The organism is Thiocapsa marina 5811, from assembly GCF_000223985.1.
In the GTDB taxonomy this organism is placed as follows: domain Bacteria; phylum Pseudomonadota; class Gammaproteobacteria; order Chromatiales; family Chromatiaceae; genus Thiocapsa; species Thiocapsa marina.
In genome coordinates, this window is record NZ_AFWV01000001.1 from 340,111 (window position 1) to 359,483 (window position 19,373).

General features: G+C 63.3%; 17 protein-coding genes and 1 pseudogene. 9 read left to right on the forward strand and 9 right to left on the reverse strand.

Annotated elements, in window-relative coordinates; all coding sequences use genetic code 11:
* Position 1 precedes the first annotated feature (1 nt).
* Together THIMADRAFT_RS01530 and THIMADRAFT_RS01535 are read left to right on the forward strand one after the other, a co-directional pair.
* Positions 2-3,187 (forward strand): efflux RND transporter permease subunit, encoded by a 3,186-nt coding sequence (locus tag THIMADRAFT_RS01530; RefSeq protein WP_007191181.1) that lies wholly within the window; start codon positions 2-4, stop codon positions 3,185-3,187.
* Between the two features lie 271 nt (positions 3,188-3,458).
* The gene (locus THIMADRAFT_RS01535; protein WP_040729198.1) at positions 3,459-3,725 is read left to right on the forward strand and encodes a type II toxin-antitoxin system Phd/YefM family antitoxin; all 267 of its coding nucleotides are present in this window, start codon (positions 3,459-3,461) and stop codon (positions 3,723-3,725) included.
* 61 nt (positions 3,726-3,786) lie between these two features.
* On the opposite strand, the gene THIMADRAFT_RS01540 is transcribed toward THIMADRAFT_RS01535, so the two are convergent.
* A complete protein-coding gene (locus THIMADRAFT_RS01540; protein WP_007191183.1) occupies positions 3,787-4,848 on the reverse strand; it encodes a Fic family protein in 1,062 nt (353 codons plus the stop codon).
* A 426-nt stretch (positions 4,849-5,274) separates the two neighbouring features.
* Complete coding sequence (gene dndA / locus THIMADRAFT_RS01545; RefSeq protein WP_007191184.1) at positions 5,275-6,402, reverse strand: cysteine desulfurase DndA; 1,128 nt, start codon at positions 6,400-6,402, stop codon at positions 5,275-5,277.
* 145 nt (positions 6,403-6,547) lie between these two features.
* Here dndA and dndB point away from each other — a divergent pair, with 145 nt between their 5' ends.
* The 4 genes from dndB (at position 6,548) to THIMADRAFT_RS01565 (ending at position 11,562) form a co-directional block, all read left to right on the forward strand.
* Positions 6,548-7,651 (forward strand): DNA sulfur modification protein DndB, encoded by a 1,104-nt coding sequence (gene dndB / locus THIMADRAFT_RS01550; protein ID WP_007191185.1) that lies wholly within the window; start codon positions 6,548-6,550, stop codon positions 7,649-7,651.
* Positions 7,652-7,689: 38 nt separating this feature from the next.
* A complete protein-coding gene (gene dndC, locus THIMADRAFT_RS01555) occupies positions 7,690-9,342 on the forward strand; it encodes a DNA phosphorothioation system sulfurtransferase DndC (RefSeq protein WP_007191186.1) in 1,653 nt (550 codons plus the stop codon).
* Between the two features lie 2 nt (positions 9,343-9,344).
* Entirely contained in the window at positions 9,345-10,466 is a 1,122-nt protein-coding gene (locus tag THIMADRAFT_RS01560) for a DNA sulfur modification protein DndB (RefSeq protein ID WP_007191187.1), read from the forward strand.
* Between the two features lie 169 nt (positions 10,467-10,635).
* Positions 10,636-11,562 carry an HNH endonuclease gene (locus THIMADRAFT_RS01565; RefSeq protein ID WP_007191188.1) on the forward strand — a complete coding sequence of 309 codons (927 nt, stop codon included), beginning with the start codon at positions 10,636-10,638 and terminating at the stop codon, positions 11,560-11,562.
* A 125-nt stretch (positions 11,563-11,687) separates the two neighbouring features.
* On the opposite strand, the gene THIMADRAFT_RS01570 is transcribed toward THIMADRAFT_RS01565, so the two are convergent.
* Positions 11,688-12,401, reverse strand: a complete 714-nt coding sequence (locus THIMADRAFT_RS01570) for a phospholipase D family protein (RefSeq protein WP_007191189.1) — start codon at positions 12,399-12,401, stop codon at positions 11,688-11,690.
* A gap of 391 nt (positions 12,402-12,792) precedes the next feature.
* On the opposite strand from THIMADRAFT_RS01570, the pseudogene THIMADRAFT_RS01575 reads away from it, so the two are divergent.
* Positions 12,793-12,975: pseudogene (locus THIMADRAFT_RS01575) on the forward strand (PD-(D/E)XK nuclease family transposase); the annotation flags it as partial.
* Between the two features lie 366 nt (positions 12,976-13,341).
* Here the strand turns inward: THIMADRAFT_RS01575 and THIMADRAFT_RS01580 are convergent.
* On the reverse strand, positions 13,342-14,142 hold the full coding sequence (locus THIMADRAFT_RS01580; protein ID WP_007191191.1) for a TIGR01458 family HAD-type hydrolase: 801 nt from the start codon (positions 14,140-14,142) through the stop codon (positions 13,342-13,344).
* A 258-nt stretch (positions 14,143-14,400) separates the two neighbouring features.
* Between THIMADRAFT_RS01580 and THIMADRAFT_RS01585 the strand changes: the two genes are divergently transcribed.
* Both THIMADRAFT_RS01585 and THIMADRAFT_RS01590 read left to right on the forward strand, forming a co-directional pair.
* Positions 14,401-15,111 (forward strand): SDR family NAD(P)-dependent oxidoreductase, encoded by a 711-nt coding sequence (locus THIMADRAFT_RS01585; RefSeq protein ID WP_007191192.1) that lies wholly within the window; start codon positions 14,401-14,403, stop codon positions 15,109-15,111.
* Positions 15,112-15,289: 178 nt separating this feature from the next.
* Positions 15,290-15,727, forward strand: coding sequence for a CCDC90 family protein (locus THIMADRAFT_RS01590; protein WP_007191193.1), 438 nt, complete (start codon positions 15,290-15,292; stop codon positions 15,725-15,727).
* A 22-nt stretch (positions 15,728-15,749) separates the two neighbouring features.
* On the opposite strand, the gene THIMADRAFT_RS01595 is transcribed toward THIMADRAFT_RS01590, so the two are convergent.
* The 5 genes from THIMADRAFT_RS01595 to THIMADRAFT_RS01615 form a co-directional block, all read right to left on the reverse strand.
* Positions 15,750-16,223 carry a hypothetical protein gene (locus THIMADRAFT_RS01595; protein ID WP_007191194.1) on the reverse strand — a complete coding sequence of 158 codons (474 nt, stop codon included), beginning with the start codon at positions 16,221-16,223 and terminating at the stop codon, positions 15,750-15,752.
* Positions 16,223-16,726 carry a hypothetical protein gene (locus THIMADRAFT_RS01600; protein WP_007191195.1) on the reverse strand — a complete coding sequence of 168 codons (504 nt, stop codon included), beginning with the start codon at positions 16,724-16,726 and terminating at the stop codon, positions 16,223-16,225. The genes THIMADRAFT_RS01595 and THIMADRAFT_RS01600 overlap by 1 nt, the downstream gene beginning before the upstream one ends.
* A 171-nt stretch (positions 16,727-16,897) precedes the next feature.
* Positions 16,898-17,377, reverse strand: coding sequence for a tRNA (N6-threonylcarbamoyladenosine(37)-N6)-methyltransferase TrmO (gene tsaA / locus THIMADRAFT_RS01605; protein ID WP_007191196.1), 480 nt, complete (start codon positions 17,375-17,377; stop codon positions 16,898-16,900).
* A gap of 113 nt (positions 17,378-17,490) precedes the next feature.
* Positions 17,491-18,102 carry an NAD(P)-dependent oxidoreductase gene (locus THIMADRAFT_RS01610; RefSeq protein WP_007191197.1) on the reverse strand — a complete coding sequence of 204 codons (612 nt, stop codon included), beginning with the start codon at positions 18,100-18,102 and terminating at the stop codon, positions 17,491-17,493.
* Positions 18,103-18,321: 219 nt separating this feature from the next.
* Positions 18,322-19,338 carry a hypothetical protein gene (locus tag THIMADRAFT_RS01615; RefSeq protein ID WP_007191198.1) on the reverse strand — a complete coding sequence of 339 codons (1,017 nt, stop codon included), beginning with the start codon at positions 19,336-19,338 and terminating at the stop codon, positions 18,322-18,324.
* Between the last annotated feature and the right edge of the window lie 35 nt (positions 19,339-19,373).

Consider the following 19,373-nt stretch of genomic DNA (forward strand, 5'->3'; position numbering starts at 1 on the left):
CATGATCTCCAAGGTCTTCGTCGATCGGCCGCGCCTCGCGGCGGTGGTCTCCACCGTCATCGTGGTGGCCGGACTCCTGGCGATGTTCAGCATCCCGGTGTCGCAGTATCCGGACATCGTCCCGCCCGTGGTTCAGGTCACGGCCAGCTACCCGGGTGCGGATGCTCAGACGATCGCCGACACGGTCGGCAGTCCGATCGAGCAGCAGGTCAACGGGGTCGAGGGCATGATCTACATGTCGTCGACCGCCTCCTCGGCCGGCACCTACAACCTCACGGTCACCTTCGAGGTCGGAACCGACCCGAATATCGCCCAGGTCAACACCCAAAACCGGGTCACCCAAGCCCTCGCGCAATTGCCGCAGGAGGTGCAGTCGCTCGGCGTCACGGTCCAGGCCGAATCGACCAACCTGCTCCTCGTCGTCAGCGTCTTCTCCCCGGACGGCAGCAAAGACCCGATCTTCCTGTCCAATTTCACCACCATCAATGTCCTGAACGAGATTTCCCGGCTGCCCGGCGTGGGCCAAGCCAGTCTCTTCGGGCCGCTCAAGTACTCGATGCGGATCTGGCTCCAGCCCGAGAAGATGTCGGCGCTCGGGATCACCCCGGGCGACGTGATCAACGCCATCGAGTCGCAGAATCTCCAGGCCGCACTCGGACAGATCGGCGGTCCCCCCATCGGCGCGGATCAGGTCCTCCAGTACGCCATCGTCACCGAAGGCCAATTGGTGCAGCCGAGCGAGTTCGAGCAGATCGTGGTGCGCACCGGGGCCGACGGGGCCATCGTTCGGATCCAGGACATCGCCGAGGTCGAGCTCGGCGCACAAGCCTATACCCAGATTTCCTACCTCAACGGAAAGCCGGCCGCGGCCATCGGCATCTACCAGTCGCCGCAGGCCAACGCGCTGGACGTCGCCGAATCGGTCCAAGCCGAATTGGAGACGCTCAAGTCCCGGTTCCCCGCCGGGGTCGAGGCCGAGGTCATCTATGACTCGACGCTCTTCGTGAAGGCATCGATCGAGGAGATCATCTTTACCCTCGGGATCACCTCGGTCATCGTGCTGCTGGTCGTGTTCATCTTCCTGCAGGATCTGCGTGCGACCATCGTCCCCGCGCTGACCATTCCGGTGTCCCTGATCGGCGTCTTCGTCGTGTTGATCGCGCTGGGATTCTCGGCCAACACCATCAGCCTCTTCGCGGTCGTCTTGGCGATCGGCCTGGTCGTGGACGACGCGATCGTGGTGGTCGAGAACGTTCAGCGCATCATGTTGGAGGAGGGACTGGACCGGCGGGCCGCCAGCCTCAAGGCCATGCAGCAAGTGACCGGGCCGATCATCTCCACCACGCTCGTGCTCTTCGCCATCTTCGCGCCGGTCGCCTTCCTGCCCGGCATCACGGGGGAGATGTTCCGTCAGTTCGCCGTGACCATCTCGGCGGCAGTGGCCATCTCCGCGCTGAACGCCTTGACCCTCTCGCCGGTGCTCTGCTCGCTGTTCCTGCGCAAGCCCAAAGAGGCCAAGCGCGGACCCTTCGCCTGGTTCAACACGGGCTTCGACAAGACCCGCGACGGCTACGTGAGCATCGTGCGCATCTTCGCCCGGCGCTCGGCGATCGCGGGTCTGCTCATCGTCCTCATCGGCGGCGCGGCGGTGCTGATCCTCGGCCGCCTGCCCACCGGCTTCATCCCCAACGAGGACCAAGGCGCCCTCTTCGTCGATGTCAGCCTGCCGAGCGGCTCCGCCCTGCCGCGCACCACGGATGTCCTGAAACAGGTCCAGGCGATCGCCTCGAGCACCCCCGGCGTCGCCAACGTCATGACCGTCTCGGGCTACAGCATGCTGACCGGCTCGGCATCCTCCAACAGCGGACTCGGGGTCATCGTTCTCGACCCATGGGACGAGCGCAAAACCCCGGAGCTGAGCATCAAAGGCCTGCTCGGCCGACTCCAAGCACAAATGAGCGCAATACCGGAGGCCACGGTCTTTCTCTTCCCGCCGCCGCCCATCCCGGGACTCGGCTCGGCCAGCGGCTTCGCCATGCAGCTAGAGGCCCTGGGCGGTCAGTCCCCGCTGGAGCTGACCCAGGTCCTCCAGGGTCTCATCGCCACGGCGATGGAAGACCCCCGCATCGGCAGGGCCTATTCCTCCTTCAGCGCCGATGTCCCGCAGCTCTTCCTGGAGCTCGACCGAACCAAGGCGCAGTACATGGACGTCCCGGTCTCAGATGTCTTCGAGACACTGCAAGCGACCTTCGGCAGCACCTATGTCAACAACTTTACCTATCAGGGGCAGACCTACCAGGTCAATGTCCAGGCCGACCAGAACGCCCGCATGACGGTCGACGACTTGTCGGGAACCTATGTCCGCTCCAACAACGGCGATATGGTCCCCATCGGCACCCTGGCGACAATCCGGGATGACTTGGGCGCGGATCTCGTCTTCCGCTACAACGAGTTCCTCACCGCCATGATCAACGGCACCCCCGCGCCCGGATATTCGGCCGGCGATGCCATGGCCGCCATGCAGGAGGCCGCCAAGAAGGCCCTGCCGGACGGCTACACCTTCGAATGGACCGCACTGTCGTTGCAGGAGTCGCAGCAGAGCGCGAGCTCGGAGATCGCCGTCTTCGGCTTGGCCGTCCTCTTCGGTTACCTGTTCCTCGTCGCCTTGTACGAAAGCTGGTCCATCCCATTCGCCGTCTTGACCTCGGTGACGGTCGCCATTCTGGGTGCGGGCGTCACGCTCTGGCTCGCCAAGCTCGACAACGACCTCTACACCCAAATCGGTCTGGTCCTGCTGATCGGGCTCGCCGCCAAGAACGCCATCCTGATCGTGGAGTTCGCCAAAGAGCAGCGCGAGGCCGGCAAAAGCCTACTGGATGCGGCCCTGATTGCCGCGCACATGCGCTTTCGCGCCGTGCTCATGACCGCCCTGGCCTTCATCATCGGCCTCATGCCCTTGGTGCTCGCGACCGGCGCAGGCGCCAACGCCCGCATCCACCTGGGCTCCACCGTGCTCGGCGGCATGCTCTTCGCGGTGATCTTCGGCATCCTGCTCATCCCCGCGCTCTACGTCATGTTCCAGTGGCTCGGCGAAAAGGGGGGAGCTTGGATCAAGCCCAAGCCGGAGGACGCGGACGACGATGCAGGCGCGCAGCCGACGGCCGAGGCCACGAAGGGGGGCGGATAGGCTGTCGCCCCGTCGCCGGCTGATCCACCGTCGGCGACGGGCTCAAGTCAAGGCGGGCGCGTCACGATTGTCGGGAGGATTCCGGATCGAAGGAGGTGAACTGCCGGATCCAGTGCAGCACGGCAGATGTGTCGAGACCGTTCGTTGTCGTTGTCGTCATCGACCATCGATGCGATGACGACAACGAAAATGATCTCGGACGGTGTCGGAATCTCTGCACCGCTCCACTAGGATGCCACACTTGTTCAAGTTCCTGAACAGGTTTAATGCCATGAAAGTCATCACCTACTCCCATGCGCGCAACGCCCTGAAATCCGTCCTGGATGATGTCGTTCGAGATGCCGACGTGACCATTATCAGCCGTCGAGATGCCGAAGGCGATGCCGTGGTGATGTCCCTCGACCACTACAAGAGCCTGGTGGAGACCCTGCATCTTCTCTCGACACCCGCCAATGCCGACGCCCTGGCCCGCGCGATTCGGCAGGATCAGGCGGACGAGGCCCAGCCGCGAACCTTGCTCGACGCGCACGGCGGTTGAGCGTGCGCGGGATCCGACGGCCATCCCCTCAATCGTGGATTCGGCCCGTAGCTGAATGTCCTTACTCATCAGGCCGGACCCTAAGATCGCCCCCGTCATGCTGCCGCAGCGCCAACACTAGCTGCCGCCCCGACGGCGTCAGCCGATACCCCTGCTTGGGGCTCTTCGGTGTCTCCGGACGCGTCAGCTCAAGCCATCCACCGGCAAGCGCTGGGTGCAGATAGTCGTAGAGAAACGTCGGCCGATGCGACAGCCCCGTAAGCGCCATCAACGCCTTGGCCGAGTAGTCGCCCTCACCCATCCGCGCCAACAGGTTCAGAACTTGTTCGCCAGCTTGTTCGGTGCCTTGTTCGGTAGCTTGTTCGGTCGAGGACATCAATGCCTCCCGAATCACCCCCAGCATGAACTCGACGAAGAGGGTCGACGCACCCTCGGCGTTGCTCTCGGCCAGCGCTCGGTAGTAATCCTGTTGATGCGCATGAATGATGCTCTCCACCGGCAAATCGGCGAGCAAAGGGTTCCACCGGCTCAAGATCAGGGTCTGCCATAAGCGGCCCAGCCGTCCGTTACCGTCTTCGAACGGGTGGATAAACTCAAACTCGTAGTGAAAGACACAACTCGCGATGAGCGGATGGACCTCGGCCCTGCCCAGCCAAGCGAACAGGTCCCCCATCAAGATCGCCACGCGATCGGCCGGCGGTGCCATGTGAACAACATGATCGCCCGACATGACGCCAACGCCCCCATGTCGATACGCGCCCGGACGCTCCACCAAACCCGTCATCAGAAGGGCATGAGCCGCAAGCAGATCCTCCTCGCTGGCCGGATTCCACGCCGGAAAATGCTCGTAGGCCAGGAGCGCATTCCTGACCTCTTGGATCTCGCTAGGCGGCGCAATCACCGGCTTGCCTTCCAGGATCGCGGTGATCTGCTGCTCACTCAGGGTGTTGCCCTCGATCGCCAATGACCCATGAATGGTCCGGATCCGGTTGACGCGCCGCAGACGCAGAGCACCCGCCGACTCGGCCGCCACGGCGGAGCGCCCCAGATGCTCGGCGATCTCGGCAACATCAGCGACGATGCCCGGGGTAATCACGAAAGGCGGCGAGTAGGTTTTGGTCATGGATTGCGGCGAGTACCCGCTTGGTATCTTGATCGAGTCAGAAAGCGTACGCGTTATGAAAGGCAAAGCGCAGCGTGCCCATCCTACGAACCCGGTGCCAGCCGGACGGGCAGACCCTATCGACGCCGATGCCCCACCCGGCAACTCGCGCCGGCTTGTGCCCACCCCTCAGCTTCGACATCGCACCAACCGACGATTGCCACGATCGAGGAGATTGAAGCCGCTGATATAGAGTCGTAGGTGCTATCCCGCCGAGGAACAACCACCCGTGTAGGGGCGACTTCAGTCGCCCCTACAAGACTAGCAGCCATACGCACTCTGGATGCGTCATCCCGGAAATCGCCCCAAGCCGCGGGTCGCCTATGGCTCTTGGTTCCGTTACCGCGAGGTTCATACGCCAACGTTGCCGGTTGCTACGAACCCGGCTCAAAGCAGCCCGCCGATGCGCCCCGCCACCGCCTCCCAATCGACAACCGGCGTGAGATGGCACCAACTCAGACGCACACAGCCATTCGCCTCGTCGTCACTCATCCCCATCGCCTTCAGCACATGGCTTGGTGAGTAGCTGCTCGACGTGCAGGCCGATCCGTTGGAGATCGCGACCAGGTCCTTCAAAGCCACCATCAGCGCCTCGGAATCCAACCCCGGGAAGGCCAAATTCAAGACATGATCCATCACCAGGGACTGATCACCCGTCAGGCGCGGGCCGAGCGGCATGAGCGCATCCAAAGCCTGCCGGCGGATATCCCGACAGATCGCATGCCGCCGCGCGCAATCCCGGACCGAAATCTCGGCCGCAGCCCCCAAGGCCGCGATCAGCGCAACCGGCAAGGTACCCGGTCGCAATCCCCGCTCCTGACCACCCCCGACCATCAAGGGCTGAAGCGGTATCCGCTCGTAGCCCCGGCGCCGGGCAACCAAGGCGCCGATGCCCTTCGGTGCATAGAGCTTGTGACCACTGATCGAGATCAGATCGATCCGCGGATTGCGCAGCGGCTCAAGATCCTTGCCGAAACCCTGAGCCGCATCGACGTGGAAGTACGCCGGATGGTCCGCGAGCCTCTCGGCAATCGCATCCAACGGCTGCCGAACCCCGGTCTCGTTGTTCGTCTGCATCACGGACACCAGAGCGGTCTCCGGGCGCAGCGCCACGCGGATCGCCTCCGGATCCACCGCGCCGCTTGAATCGACCGCAACCCGCGTGACCGAGAACCCGGACCGCTCCAGCAGATCGCAGGGCTCCAGCACCGCCTTGTGCTCGATTCGGGTCGTGATGACATGACTCCGCCCGGCATTCGCCTCCGCACGCAACCCGAGAATCGCGAGGTTGTTGCTCTCCGTCGCACCGCTGGTGAAGACCACCTCGTCGCGCTTCGCGCCAACCACCGCAGCGACCTGATCACGCGCTCGCTGCACCGCTTGCTTGGCCCGCGCGCCGAATTCATGGGTCCGACTGCCCTCGTTGCCGAAGTCTTCATCCAAGTAGCAGAGCAGGGTTTTTCGAACTTCGGGCGCAAGCGGAGTGGTGGCGTTGCAGTCCAGGTAGACGGGCATGGGTGACTCCCGGCGGAAACTCTTTGTTGACAGCTCATTTAGGATCAGAGAGCATTTGTTTGTCAAACATTTCACAACAAACATACTTTCCCGCATAAGACGCGGCTTGGCCGTTAACCTCGCTCATCAACCTGTCGAGCCGACCATGGATACAGCGCCCACCCTCACGTTCCCGGTGATTCGCGGTCTCGAAGCGGGCCGCGAGTACTTCGTCGCCATGTGGACGCTCCGCATGCTGCGCCGTATCTCCGTCTTTCACGAAGACGATCTGCCGCCCGAGATGCGTTCCCGACGTACTCTGAATCCTGCGCGAGTCCCGGAGATCTCGGAATACATCCTCGACAATCCCGACGATTATGTCCTTTCAGCGATCACGGTCTCGATCGATTCCGATCTGAGCTTCGATCCTCTCCCCGGTGAAAGCAGGCTCGGCATCCTCCGCGTCCCGATGGATGCACGCTTCGTCATGAACGACGGCCATCACCGCCGGGCAGCCATCATCGAGGTGCTCAAACAGCGGCCCGAGCTGGCGCAGGAAACCATTGCCGTCATGTTCTTCCGAGACACCGGGCTTGAGCGCTGCCGGCAAATGTTCTCGGATCTCAACCGCCACGCCATCCGCCCAAGCCGTTCCCTGGGTCTGCTATACGAGCAACGGGATGACAAGGCGCGCCTTGCCAAGCTGGTCGTGATGGAATCCGAGATCTTCCGGAACATCATGGACATGCAGAAGACCTCGCTCGCGAAACGCTCGCGGAAGCTCTTCACGCTGTCCGCCCTCCATAACGCCTGCGCGGACTTCATGACGGGAATGACCACAGGCAACCTCGCCGACGATGCAGCCTTGGCACGCGGGTTCTGGGAGGCGGTCGCGCTGGAGATGCCGACCTGGATCCAAGTCAAGGAAGGAAACCTGTCCGCGGGCGAGGTCCGAGAGGGTTTCGTCCACGCACACGGGATCACCCTGCAAGCTTTGGGACGGTCCGGGAACGCCTTGCTGCAAAGCCAGCCCGACGACTGGAGAGACCATCTCGTCGCCTTGAGGCGGATCGACTGGTCGCGCAGCAACACAGAGCTCTGGGACGGGCGTGCGCTCGTCGGCGGCAAGGTCGTCAGGGGGAATATCAACCTTGTATTGACCACGAACGTGATCAAGCAGGTCTTGGGGTTACCGCTGGACGCCGAGGAGCAGAACGTCGAGAACACTCACCGGGCTGCTCGCGAGCCGGTCGGTTGTATGCCGAAATGACAACAAGTGATGTCGACCAATCCAAGCTTCGAGACGACATGAGCGCGCCTGAACCACCGACCCGGACCGACATCCCCGGGGACCGGATCCAACCCGCCGCGGGCGCCAAACCCAGACGCTCGGCCTTCGACGCCCTCGGGTTCCGCGCGACCATTACTCAACTCCGAGACGAAATTTGCGCCCTCTATACCGCGGACAACGTCCCGTGGATCGTTGGCTACTCCGGCGGCAAGGACTCGACCGCGACCCTTCAGCTCATCTGGACCGCGATCGCCGAGCTACCGGCCGAGCGTCGCCATAAGACCGTCTATGTCATCTCCACCGACACGTTGGTCGAGAACCCCATCGTCTCGGCCTGGGTCGGCAACTCCGTCAAACGCATGCGCGCTGCCACCGATGAACAAGGTATGCCGCTCCAAGCCCGCATGCTGACGCCGAAGCTGCAAGATCGCTTCTGGGTCAACCTGATCGGCCGGGGCTATCCGGCACCACGGCACAAATTCCGCTGGTGTACCGAACGGCTCAAGATCGCGCCGTCGAACGACTTCATCCAAAGCGTCGTCTCGGCCAACGGCTCGACTATCATCGCGCTCGGCGTCCGTAAGGCCGAAAGCGCCCGCCGCGCCGCCACCATGCGCAAGCACGAGAAGGGGCGCGAGCGTGACCGCCTCAGCCCCAATGCGTCCCTTCCAGGGTCTTTGATTTATTCGCCGATCGAGGACTGGAGCAACGACGACGTCTGGTTCTACCTGATGCAGACCCCCAACCCGTGGGGCCATGACAACCGAGACCTGCTCGGCATGTATGCTGGCGCCTCGGCCGACGGCGAGTGCCCGCTGGTGGTCGACAATTCCACCCCGAGCTGCGGGGATTCCCGCTTCGGCTGTTGGGTCTGCACGCTGGTCGAGCAAGACAGATCCATGGCCGCGATGATCCGCAACGACGACGAAAAAGACTGGATGATGCCGCTCTTGGACCTGCGCAATGCGCTCGATTTTCGCAATGGACCGAAAGATGCCAAGGGTCGAAGCCAAACCGACCGGCACCTGCGCGACTTCCGCCGCATGAGCGGCGCCGTCCAGCTCATGAAAGACGGCCGGATCATCCCCGGCCCTTACACCCAAGAGGCGCGCGGCGCCTGGTTGAAGAAGCTCCTCGCGGCTCAAACCCATATTCGCCGGCGGGGTCCGGCGTCCGTCCGCGACATCGAGCTGATCGGCCTGGAGGACCTCCAAGAGATTCGCCGCATCTGGGTCATCGAGAAGCATGAGCTTGAAGACACCCTGCCCTCGCTCTATCGCGAGGCCACCGGCGAGCCCTACCCGGGCCGTCCCCTGGACGATAACCTCATGATCGGTGCAAAAGAGATGGACGATCTGCGCGCCCTGTGCGGCGACGACCGCCTGCATTACGAGATGACGCGCGACCTTTTGAGTCTCACACGCCAGCAGCGCAATACTGCTCGGCGCGCCGGTCTCAACAAGCGAATCGAACAGCTGATTCGGCGCAGCTTCTATGATGACCCCGACGACGCGATAGACCGCGTCCAGCGGCTTGGTGCGAAGCGAAAGGGCCTCACAGCAGAACAAGCGGAAGCGGGTCCGGATCAGCGGAGGTCGGTAGCCGCAGAAGCGACACCGGATCCGGCCTCGTCCGATACGCCCACCATGCCGAAGAGGGACGGGCTGTAATCGTGCGAAACCTGATCGATAATGAATCGGCTGAAGTGTCCAAGGTCCTTAAGCGATCGACGTCTCGGCAATCAACGCCGACCCAATCGGCAGAGAAGCTCACCACATTTATCGAGTTCTCGGCGATCCGGGGCACGCAGGCCGGCCGGCCCCAATACGCAGTGATCTGGCCGGTCGGGATGCTGATCCGTTTGAGCGCCGAATCACTCTCGCGGATGTCACGACGTCCGTCTGAGCCCATCGACGCACGCCTCGTAGATGATCTCGCCGAGCGTTGTGAAACCGAGCCGGAACGGGTGTTCAACCAACCGATCCTGCTCGGCGTTCTCGGGAGACTGGCGTTCCTTCCAACAGAATCGGCCCCGGACATGGGCGTACTCAGGCTCGATCCGGCCGCCCGGGTCGAGATCTTGGACGGATTTCACCGTCTCGCTGCGATCAAGCAGGCTGGCATATCAGAAGATCAGCTCGCCGATCTCAGCGCCGCAATTCTAATCAGCCCGATCCGGGACCTTTATGATCTGGCAAAGCGCCGCCGCGCGTTGACCAACTGCGCGGGCTCTGCAAAAACCGGAGAGGCGAGCCCGCTGGAGCGCAGAGTGCAGAGCGAGCAGATTGCTAACGAGAGTGTTGCACTCTCGCCTTTTCTCAAGAAGGCTGTCGACCTCAGCCAGCCGACCATCGCGCTGCGCTCGCGGAGACTCTTTACGTTCAAAACCTATGCACGCGCCTGCCGTCCGTTCTTCGACGCCCGAAGAGAGCACACAATCCCGATAACCGCCGAGCAACTGGCTGGCTACTGGCAATCTCTCGCGGACACGCTCCCGGATTGGCAAGGTTTTACGACTCGCCGGATCGGCGGGGGCGAGGTACGAGAAAAGACCGTCCTGGCCAACGCCGGCCTGCTCCGCGCACTGGGACGCCTCGGCGCCCGAGTCCTGGTCGAGCCGCCCGCGCAGCAACCGAAGTTGATCGCCCGGCTCGCCGGCGTCGATTGGCGACGCGACAGCCCGGCATGGCAAGGAACCCTCGTCGCCGACGGTAAGATCCGAACAGGCAGCGAAATCGAGGACGGGGTCTACCTGCACTTGCTCAAGGTATGCCGACTTGGCGCTGACGGCTGATACACCGATTAACCAGAAGGTCAGGCTGCGTTTCATCGGAAACGGGTCCAAAACCACCCCCCGGGAACGGCGCTCCGAAATCAAAGCAGGATCCCTACCGGCAAACTCGCGTCACTCATGGACCTAACGACGGGGAGCGAGCGTAACGAACAACTTGAAGACAGGCCCTATGGACAACCGCAAAACCTGGCTTAACCGACTCGCCAACCTCAACGTCGCCCGGACGGAGCGACGCGGGCTTGCTCCGCATAAACCCCTGATGCTCCTCACGATCATGGACATGATCGAGGACGGCATCATCGCAACCCGGTGGATCGCATACTCGCCCGAGCTGTTCTTCCGTTTCAGCTGCTACTGGGACGTCGTCTACCACCGTCAGCTCAACCGACCCGACATGCGTTTGCCCTTCCACGCACTCGGCGGACCCAGGGACCGGATCTGGGAGCGTTTTACCGACGAGCGACAGCAGTCGAGAGCGAGGGAAACCACCCGCCTCTGCCACATGGACGAATCCTTTTGGAACGCCCTTCAGGATCCGGACTTCCGCCGAGCCGCCCGCATCCAGCTGGTCGCAACATACTTCGAGCCCGGTGAGCAAATCGCACTCTGCGAGCAACTCGGCATTCCGGAGCCGACCACGGAGGCGATCGCCATCATCAAGCAAGACGCCGCCGAATATAGGAAAACTCTAGCCAAGGGTAGAGACTCGAAATTCCGAATCTCGGTACTGACCGGCTACCAGTTCACCTGTGCGCTGACCGGCTACCGGCTGTGTACCACGAAGGAATACCTGGTCGAGGCCGCACACATCCACCAACACGCCGACAGCGGAGACGACGACCCGCGGAACGGCCTCGCGCTGACGCCGGATGCACACTGGATGTTTGATCGCGGACTCTGGACAGTCGATTTCCAAGAGGGTAATTACCTTGTGCGGGTCGCGCATGGTCAATTCGAAGAGGCGTCACCACTCGGCCGAAATCTCGTCGAGCACCACGGCGAAAGACTCTACCTTCCTGGCACCCGCGGTCTGCGACCCGATCCCAAGAGGCTGGCTTGGCATCGAAAGAGCGTGTTTGTGGGTTCCGGGGATTAACCATCGTCAGACCGCACCAATCGCTGAGGCAACTTGAACCGACTCCCGCCGGAATCGATGAACCCCGACACCTTGTCGGTTCTGTCTACATTACGTCGATTGCCGACACAAAACCCTTGAGGAAATTACCCAACGCGAAGATTGGTGGGCCATAGGAAATACGGCCCAAACTTCTTTGAAAACCTAAACTCTCCTCCCGCACCTTTACCTTTTTCGGTCAGCTTGAAATGCTCTCCATCTCGCTCAAGCAGACCCGCATTGAGCAGTTTGTCATTCAGGTCTCCTGTCCGAAGCCCAAGTGCCTTGGCAAGCCGAGAGGTGGTCAGCTTTTCAAACGGGCTGTCTTCCGCGGACTCGACTGCCTGCTCGTGAATTTCGTCTTTGGGCTGCTCCACCTTTTCGGCAGAGAGCCGAACCTCGTCGCTGACCCGGATCAGACGCTGAGCCTCCTCGTAGGCTTCCCGATAGAGCTCGGACTCTTCGTCGCGATCCACAAGGACGCCCATCTCATTGTTGTTCACCTGGCTGAAGTCGTAAAGGTTCATCGACGTGATAATGGCGGAACGCTCGTTCAAGTAGCACTTGGCATGCAGGTTCTGACAGAAACTTGTACGAACAAATGCCAAGGAACGGAGCCAATTGATCTCGTGGGGTGCCAGCTCGCTCTTGCCATAAACGATCCGCACGTCGATCTTCATGCGGTCTTTGTCGGCCAGTAACTCACGGATACGGTCGTTGAATTTGAGGAACGGGCTGATGATGATAAGGCGCTCCCGAGCGGCCTTGATCAACTCTTCCAGAAAGTAGTTCGTCGCACTGGTGTTGAGAAATTTCGCCATTGGTGAATCCTTGTCCGGCTGCGAATACTGATGAGGAATTCGTGATTGGATGACCGTTGGGGCACCAACGGTGGGCAGATTATCTCCCATTACGGCACGGTGGTCTGCAAAGTCGTCGGAGTTTCATGACGACGGCCGCCGACCGTCGGGCATGACGCACCGTGCGGTCGGACGGGGCCGTGACGACGGCAGAGCACAGCGGTTTCGAGGCAGGGGACAAAAACCTCATGCCCCATGCGCTCGGCCGGGCACGGTCGCCGCGTAGTCATCGGCGGGCGGCGCCGACCCGACGGCCGGGGAGTCGACTGCAAGTCGACGATCCCGGGGTTGGGAGGCCAACTGCGCTAGGACACGCTTCGTAAACACGGGTTCGGCGCCTTACACTCGCCCCATGCGCCACCCCATTGATCCCAAAGTCGACTGCGTCTTCAAGGCCCTGCTCGGCTCGGAGGACAACCGCGCCCTGTTGATCCACTTTCTCAACGCCGTGCTGGTCGACGATCTGCCCGCTCCGATCACCGAGGTCGAGATCCTGAATCCCTACGACGAGCGCGAGACCTTTTTCGATAATTTGCGGCTGCACAGGTCGAAACCGAGTGTGAACGTTGGCTAAAATTCTCCAAGGAAGCTGCCCTCGCCGAGGTCGAACGTCTCAAAACGCTGCTGAAACAGAAGGATGTTTAGCGTTCAACCTCGACGCCAGGCTTTCGTTCCGCACGGCTGACGAGGTCGAGGCCCGCGACGCCGCGCGGCGTGTGTTCGTGACCCGAGCCGTCGCGGCACGTGGCGCAGAGCGCCACGGGGCATGCGTGACACCGCGGAGCGGGTGCCACGAGCTCACTTCGACATCAGGTCCACATGGGGCATGGCGGTGATTCCGTCCCGAGCACACGGGACGCCAACGGAGCGCGGCGTTGGCGGGCGGCGAGGATCGCGTCTCTCAAGACCGAGCCATCGCCGGATCGGCGCGCTGCCACCACGCGGGTAGATCTGCGATCGAGTCGATCACGCCGTCCGGGCGGATCTCCGTGTCGAGATCCGCGGCGCGGAACTTGCCGGTGCGCACCAACAGGGTCTTGAGTCCGGCGGCCTGCGCGCCGGCGATGTCGCTGCGGATATCGTCGCCGATCATGAGTGTGTCGGCGGCGGGGCTCCGCAGGGCGGTCAGCGCCGCCTCGAAGAAGGGTCGCGCAGGCTTGCCCAGCACGATCGGCTCGACGCCCGTGGCATGCTCGAGGGCCGCGACAAAGGGCGCGGTGTCCAGACGCAGACCGTCCGGCGCGCTCCAGTAGCGCGTCATGCCGAGCGCGATCAGAAGCGGCCTGGGCTCGGCCATCAGGAGACGGAAGGCGCAATTGAGCGTCGCGTAGTCCCAACCCGCGCCCAGGTCGCCGAGGATCACCGCCTCGGCACCCTCCTCGGCGTCCGGCGGAAGCGGTATCACGCCGGCGAAGTCGGCCCGAGTGGCCGGGTTCACGAACAGCGCCACCCGCGAGATGCCGCGCTCGGCGAGCCACGCGCGCGCCGCCAAAGGCGGGGTGAGGATCTCGTCCGCCTCCACGGCGATGCCGAGCCGCGCGAGCTTGTCCACGATAGCCGCACGGGGTCGAGAGGTGGTATTGGTCACGTACAGGTGCGGAATCGCGCGGCGTCGGACCCAGGCAATGGCCTGATCGGCCTTCTGAATCGGCTCATCGCCCTGATACAAGACACCATCGAGATCGATCAGAATCGCGTTCATCGAAACGGCCTCCTCGAACAAGCTTGTCGATGAATCTATGGCTTCGGGGGACGCGTTTTACACCCCGGACGCGGTCGATCATGATTCGGTCGGTCTGAAGTCTCGGCTACGGCGCGAGAGAAGGCCCTTTGGCCAGTTCCTATCGATGCGAACAAATTTGGTCATTCACGGGTCGAAGCCGATCACGAACCTTGGCCAACGGTCCCCGCGAGCCCCGGCGTCGAGCCGGCGTCTCGCCTGTCACTGGAGGAGCATGCGATGTCAGAAAAACCTGTCGCCGTCGTCACCGGCGCCAATCGCGGTCTGGGACTCGAGACCAGCCGTCGGCTGGCGGCTTTGGGCTACAGGGTCATCGTGACCGCCCGGCGCGAGGCGGAAGGCCGCGCCGCCGCCCGGGCTCTGGCGGATGCCGGTCACGATGTCCGCTTCCAGCCCCTGGAGGTGACCGACGAGACGTCGATTCAGGCCCTGGTCGAGACCGTTCGCGGGATCGGCCGGCTGGATGTCTTGGTCAACAACGCCGGAATCGTCCCCGACCCCAAGCCCGGAACAGAGGAGGCCAGTGTCTTTCGGGCAGACCTGGAGACGGTGCGCCGAGGTATGGAGACCAACGCACTGGCGCCGTTGCGGCTCTGCCAGGTGTTGATCCCCTTGATGGAAGGCCGAGGTCGCGTGGTCAATGTCTCGTCCGGCATGGGCCAGCTCGACGAGATGAACGGCTGCTGTCCGGGCTATCGGCTCTCCAAGGTCTCGCTCAATGCGCTCACTCGGATCTTCGCCGACGAGTTGCGGGAGACCGGAATCAAGGTCAACGCGGTCTGTCCGGGCTGGGTCCGTACGAACCTGGGCGGCGAACGGGCACCCTTGTCGGTCGAGGAAGGCGCGGAGGGCATCGTCTGGGCGGCGACGCTCCCGGATGACGGGCCGAGCGGCGGCTTTTTCCGACATGGAGAGCCGATCCCCTGGTAGCTCGAGCTCGATGTCCGGGGTGGTCGGCGACCCGAGCAGTCGACAATACCGCGAACGGCACGGCTCGCGTTTGCCTCGAGAGACGGGAGGCGCGGGCTGATCCGAGGCGAGCAACCGACCAAACGACCGTCCCGAGCAGGATCTTGCAGCCGTCCACATATCGTTTTATGGTCGCGCCATGAGCTCAAGCGTTGCACTCTATGAAGCCCTCACCACGGCACCCGACGACCGCACCCGTGCGCGCGTCATCGCCGAGGCGTTCGAGCGTCTGGAGGAACGTTACCCGCACCTTCCAGACTTGGCCACCCAAGGCCATGTCCGCGAGGCCGAGCTGCGGCTGCAGAAAGAGATCGAGCAGGTCAGAGCCGATCTGCGCGCCACCGAGCTTCGGCTGCAAGGTGAGATCGAACAAGTCCGTGCCGAGCTGAAGATCGACATCGAACACCTCCGCGCCGAGCTCAAGGCCGACATCGAGCAGATCCGTGCCGACCTGCATGCCACGGAGCTGCGGCTGCAGAAGGAGATCGCACACGTGAAGCTGGATCTGCTCAAATGGCTGGTCCCGCTGATGTTCGCCCAAGTGGCCGCCATTGCCGCACTGGTGAAGCTCCTTTAAGGCCTTGCAGGAAACGCCTTCCCTAGTGCGCAGCACAGGGCGGCACCTTGCCCTGCTCCAGGCCGAGCGCGATGGCGAGATACCGAAACTGTAGGTCCAACCCGCCCTGTTCGTTGCTCAGGGTGTTGTCCATGCCCTCGCGCACCTCTTGTGACAGGGACCATCCCAGAGGCGGCTCCACGTATCGGTTTGCCACTGCCGCAACCGTCTCGGCGTCGACGGCTCCGAGCGCGGCGAGCCTCGCCCGAAGCACGGCGGCGAGCGGGACCTCGATGACGGTTCCTCCCAGTCCCTCGACCAGATCCGCCGCGATGACTTCGGCCAGTTCTCCGCGCGCCGAACGTGTCTCCAGCAAGGCCTCCACGGGCGCCGTGACTTCACTGACGGTGGCGTTGAAGCCACCACCGCTCGGGAACCGGTCGACACTGCCGTCGCGCCGACAGAGATTCGGTGCGGTCGGGTCGTTGTCGACTCCGAAGATCGGTCTGCGCGCCACTAGAAGAGCAACAGCGCGAGACCCATCCCGAGGTAGAGCCACCCGAGCAAGGTCTCGCTGCTCGGCACCGCGGAGCCGATCCGCAGAAAGGTCCAGCCGATCGCGAGCGGCACCAGACTGCCGACGACGCGCGGCCACCAGCGTCGCCCGAAGGCCGCGTACTTGGGATCCAGCGGGTAGCCGGGATACTCCACGCCGAGCGTGAGCCGGGAGGTGTACCAGAGCGACAGGGAGCCGACCAGCGTGCCGATGAGGAACAAGAGGTTCCAAAGGAAACCAAGATCGGCGAGCGCGAAACCGCGCTCGGCGGAGATGCGCAGCAGATCCTGCCCCTGGGAGGTGAACGCAAACAGGATTACCAGAACGGCGGTCCCGCCCACGTTGTAGGCGATCAGCCAGGGCACCCGCAGCAGCGAGTCCCAGATGAACTTGCGCACCGGCGAATCCCAGTAAAACCTGACCCGCCGCACCAGCCTGCCGTCGTTCGTTCCCGGAGTGCTCATGGCTGTCCTCCAGCGCATCATGGACACGCATGGTGGGTTTAAACCGCGGCGGACAGCGGCCACCCCGAAGGCCCTCGGGACGAGGGCTCATCGCAACGGCACGGACGCCGCGCAAGCCTGTATACACAGCAAGTATAGAGTACGCCTGACGAGGAGCCAGGCCCCCTGACCCTACTGAAACCGATCATCCGATCGGTGGTCGGAGACCGCCGAGGCGACGTTCTCGAACCATCCGCTGCGCACCTCTTTCGGCGTGTCGAATGCCGGCACATAGGGCTTGATGTCCAGGAGCGGGGTTCCGTCGAGAATATCCACGTTTGTGATGTACAGCAGACCGCTCTCGATCTTGTCCAGTTGTACGATGGACAAGCCGATCGAATTCGGGCGCTTGGGTGCTCGGGTCGCGAACAGTCCGCGCGGCTCTCGATCCAAAAACGGCACGGGTTGAAGATCGAATCCGCGGCTATGGTGAAAGTGATAGAGCAGGATCAGGTGCGAGAAGCCGTCGAGATCCTTCAGACCCTCCCGAAACGCCTCGAGCACCTCGATCGTCCCCTGGACACCAAGCGCACCGGTCGGCTGGATCGGCATGTCCGTGGGCTTGGCAAAGGGGGAATGGATGGTGCCGATCGGGCTGTACTCGATGTTCATAGGGCCTAAACCGCGTCCGGAGTGCTATACGTAACGTTCATTTCGTGTCGGGCTCAAGGTTGTTTCCGATCGCTGTCGCGACGCGGGTTAGGTGACGATAACCCCTCGCTTGGTCAGCTCACGGCGGGTGTCTGGTGGATGAAGGTCGGGTCGGTCAACTGCCGCAAGACGAAATCCGCCACATCGGCCCGACTGATGCGTCCACCCTTGATCGAACGGTCGCGTCCGAAGCGGTAGGCGCCGGTGCGTGGACCATCGGTCAACCCGCCCGGGCGCACGATGGTCCAGTCCAGGCCGCTCGCCTTGATGAGCCGTTCTTGCTCTTCCTTCGCCATCATGATCGGTTTCAGGGTCAGATCCATGATGACGCGAAACGCCCAATTGATCTGCTCGCGACTGTCTCCGACGCCGAGCGAGGTCACGGCGATCAGCCGACGCACGCCGGTGTCGCGCATCGCATCCAGGATCACGCGCGTGCCGAGCGCCTCGATCGGCTCGCGGCTCCCGTGCGAGCCCAGCACACAGATCACGGCGTCGGCACCTTGAACGCAGCGGGTCGTCGCAGTCTGATCCAGGACATCCCCCACGACCAAGGTCAACCCTGTCCGCTCCGCGAGCTTCGATGGATCGCGCACCAGAGCGGAGACGGCGTATCCCTGCGCGAGTGCCTGATCCAGAACCTGGCGCCCGGTTCCACCGGTTGCGCCGAAAAGAGCGATATGCATTGGATGCTCCTCGTGAAAGCCGGCGGCCGTTCCGGTCTCGGATTAAGCGTCAGGTTACACCCCGCAGCCAGGCCGCACCACGCACGCCAGTCCGACGGTGCTCGCCTTCGCGGCGTCTGCGCGGACCTGACGGAGATCCGGCGGCACCCCGAACACGGGGTGACCGGGAGAGGCTCACGCCGCGGCGATACGCCAGGCGGGATCGTACTCGACCCGCGATCATCCCCTCGTACCCGACCGGCCCGGCTCGAACGACTCTTCCGTCCAATCGACCCCGGTCAGCAGCACCGAGAGCATCCGCGCACGCTCGGCGCACGACAGATAGAGATTCGTCACCAACCCTGACCGATAGGCAGGGTTCGGGAAAAAGGCCTGGAACGCGAGTACCTCATCCTGATAGCCGAAGCTACCGAACCCGTAGCCCATCGGGGTTTCGCTTAGGGCGCGGGCGTTCAGCTCGAGCGCCAGTCGTCGACCCTCCGCGTCCGATGAGACCGAAACGGGGAACCGTTGCCGTAGCGCCAGGCCGTGGCCGTACCAGGGGTGGGTCTGATCCGTGGCGAGCTCGCAACGCGAGGAGCCGCGTTTGCCGTGGGGAAACTCCGCCGTGAAGCCGGTCGCGTCCCCGGATCCAGTCATGGCCGGGGACTGATCCAGATAGGTCTCGGCGAACCCTTCGAGCTCCTCGCCCGGCCAGCGCGACGGCGCCCGGCCCTCGGCATCGAGCCGCAGCAGGGCCTCGGCGATCAGCGCACTCGGCTGGGCGCGCGCTCCTTGCTCGGGATGCGCGCTCTGCGCGGACACCGCGCCAACCGCCTCGGCGATGGCAGAGGCGCCCCGATCGGCATCACGGATCTGAAGCATGGCGGCCAGGCCGATCAGTCGACGCATCCAGCCGTCGATATCGGCGTACACCCGCACCAACGTGCAAAGATCCAGGGTGCGGCGGGCCGGATCGTAGACCGGGCCGGCCATCCCGGCCGTGCGCAGCGCGACCGCCTGCAGCACCTGCAGGACCTCCTCGTCGAGATGCAGCTCGCGCAGCAGCTCGGTGCGCACCAACACAAGATCGGCCGACGCGCCGCCCGGCCCGGTGTCCCGGCCGATGACCTCCAGCGTCTGCGCCTGCCGGTGCGGCCACCAGCGGAAACCGCGCGCGGTCTCCTCCGACCAGGCATCCTCGACCTGGAACAGCTCGGTGCGCAGCCAATCCAGCGTGTTCCCTCCAACGCTCATTGCGATACTTCCCTCGTTTAAGTCCCGGTCGATCC

Bases quoted from the DNA above. Each gene is read 5' to 3' on its own strand.
- THIMADRAFT_RS01565 (WP_007191188.1), top strand. From the start codon at position 10,636: ATGGACAACCGCAAAACCTGGCTTAACCGACTCGCCAACCTCAACGTC.
- dndC (WP_007191186.1), top strand. From the start codon at position 7,690: ATGAGCGCGCCTGAACCACCGACCCGGACCGACATCCCCGGGGACCGG.
- THIMADRAFT_RS01590 (WP_007191193.1), top strand. From the start codon at position 15,290: ATGAGCTCAAGCGTTGCACTCTATGAAGCCCTCACCACGGCACCCGAC.
- THIMADRAFT_RS01570 (WP_007191189.1), bottom strand. From the start codon at position 12,401: ATGGCGAAATTTCTCAACACCAGTGCGACGAACTACTTTCTGGAAGAG.
- THIMADRAFT_RS01610 (WP_007191197.1), bottom strand. From the start codon at position 18,102: ATGCATATCGCTCTTTTCGGCGCAACCGGTGGAACCGGGCGCCAGGTT.
- THIMADRAFT_RS01600 (WP_007191195.1), bottom strand. From the start codon at position 16,726: ATGAGCACTCCGGGAACGAACGACGGCAGGCTGGTGCGGCGGGTCAGG.
- dndB (WP_007191185.1), top strand. From the start codon at position 6,548: ATGGATACAGCGCCCACCCTCACGTTCCCGGTGATTCGCGGTCTCGAA.
- THIMADRAFT_RS01535 (WP_040729198.1), top strand. From the start codon at position 3,459: ATGAAAGTCATCACCTACTCCCATGCGCGCAACGCCCTGAAATCCGTC.
- THIMADRAFT_RS01615 (WP_007191198.1), bottom strand. From the start codon at position 19,338: ATGAGCGTTGGAGGGAACACGCTGGATTGGCTGCGCACCGAGCTGTTC.
- dndA (WP_007191184.1), bottom strand. From the start codon at position 6,402: ATGCCCGTCTACCTGGACTGCAACGCCACCACTCCGCTTGCGCCCGAA.
- THIMADRAFT_RS01585 (WP_007191192.1), top strand. From the start codon at position 14,401: ATGTCAGAAAAACCTGTCGCCGTCGTCACCGGCGCCAATCGCGGTCTG.
- THIMADRAFT_RS01540 (WP_007191183.1), bottom strand. From the start codon at position 4,848: ATGACCAAAACCTACTCGCCGCCTTTCGTGATTACCCCGGGCATCGTC.
- THIMADRAFT_RS01580 (WP_007191191.1), bottom strand. From the start codon at position 14,142: ATGAACGCGATTCTGATCGATCTCGATGGTGTCTTGTATCAGGGCGAT.
- tsaA (WP_007191196.1), bottom strand. From the start codon at position 17,377: ATGAACATCGAGTACAGCCCGATCGGCACCATCCATTCCCCCTTTGCC.
- THIMADRAFT_RS01530 (WP_007191181.1), top strand. From the start codon at position 2: ATGATCTCCAAGGTCTTCGTCGATCGGCCGCGCCTCGCGGCGGTGGTC.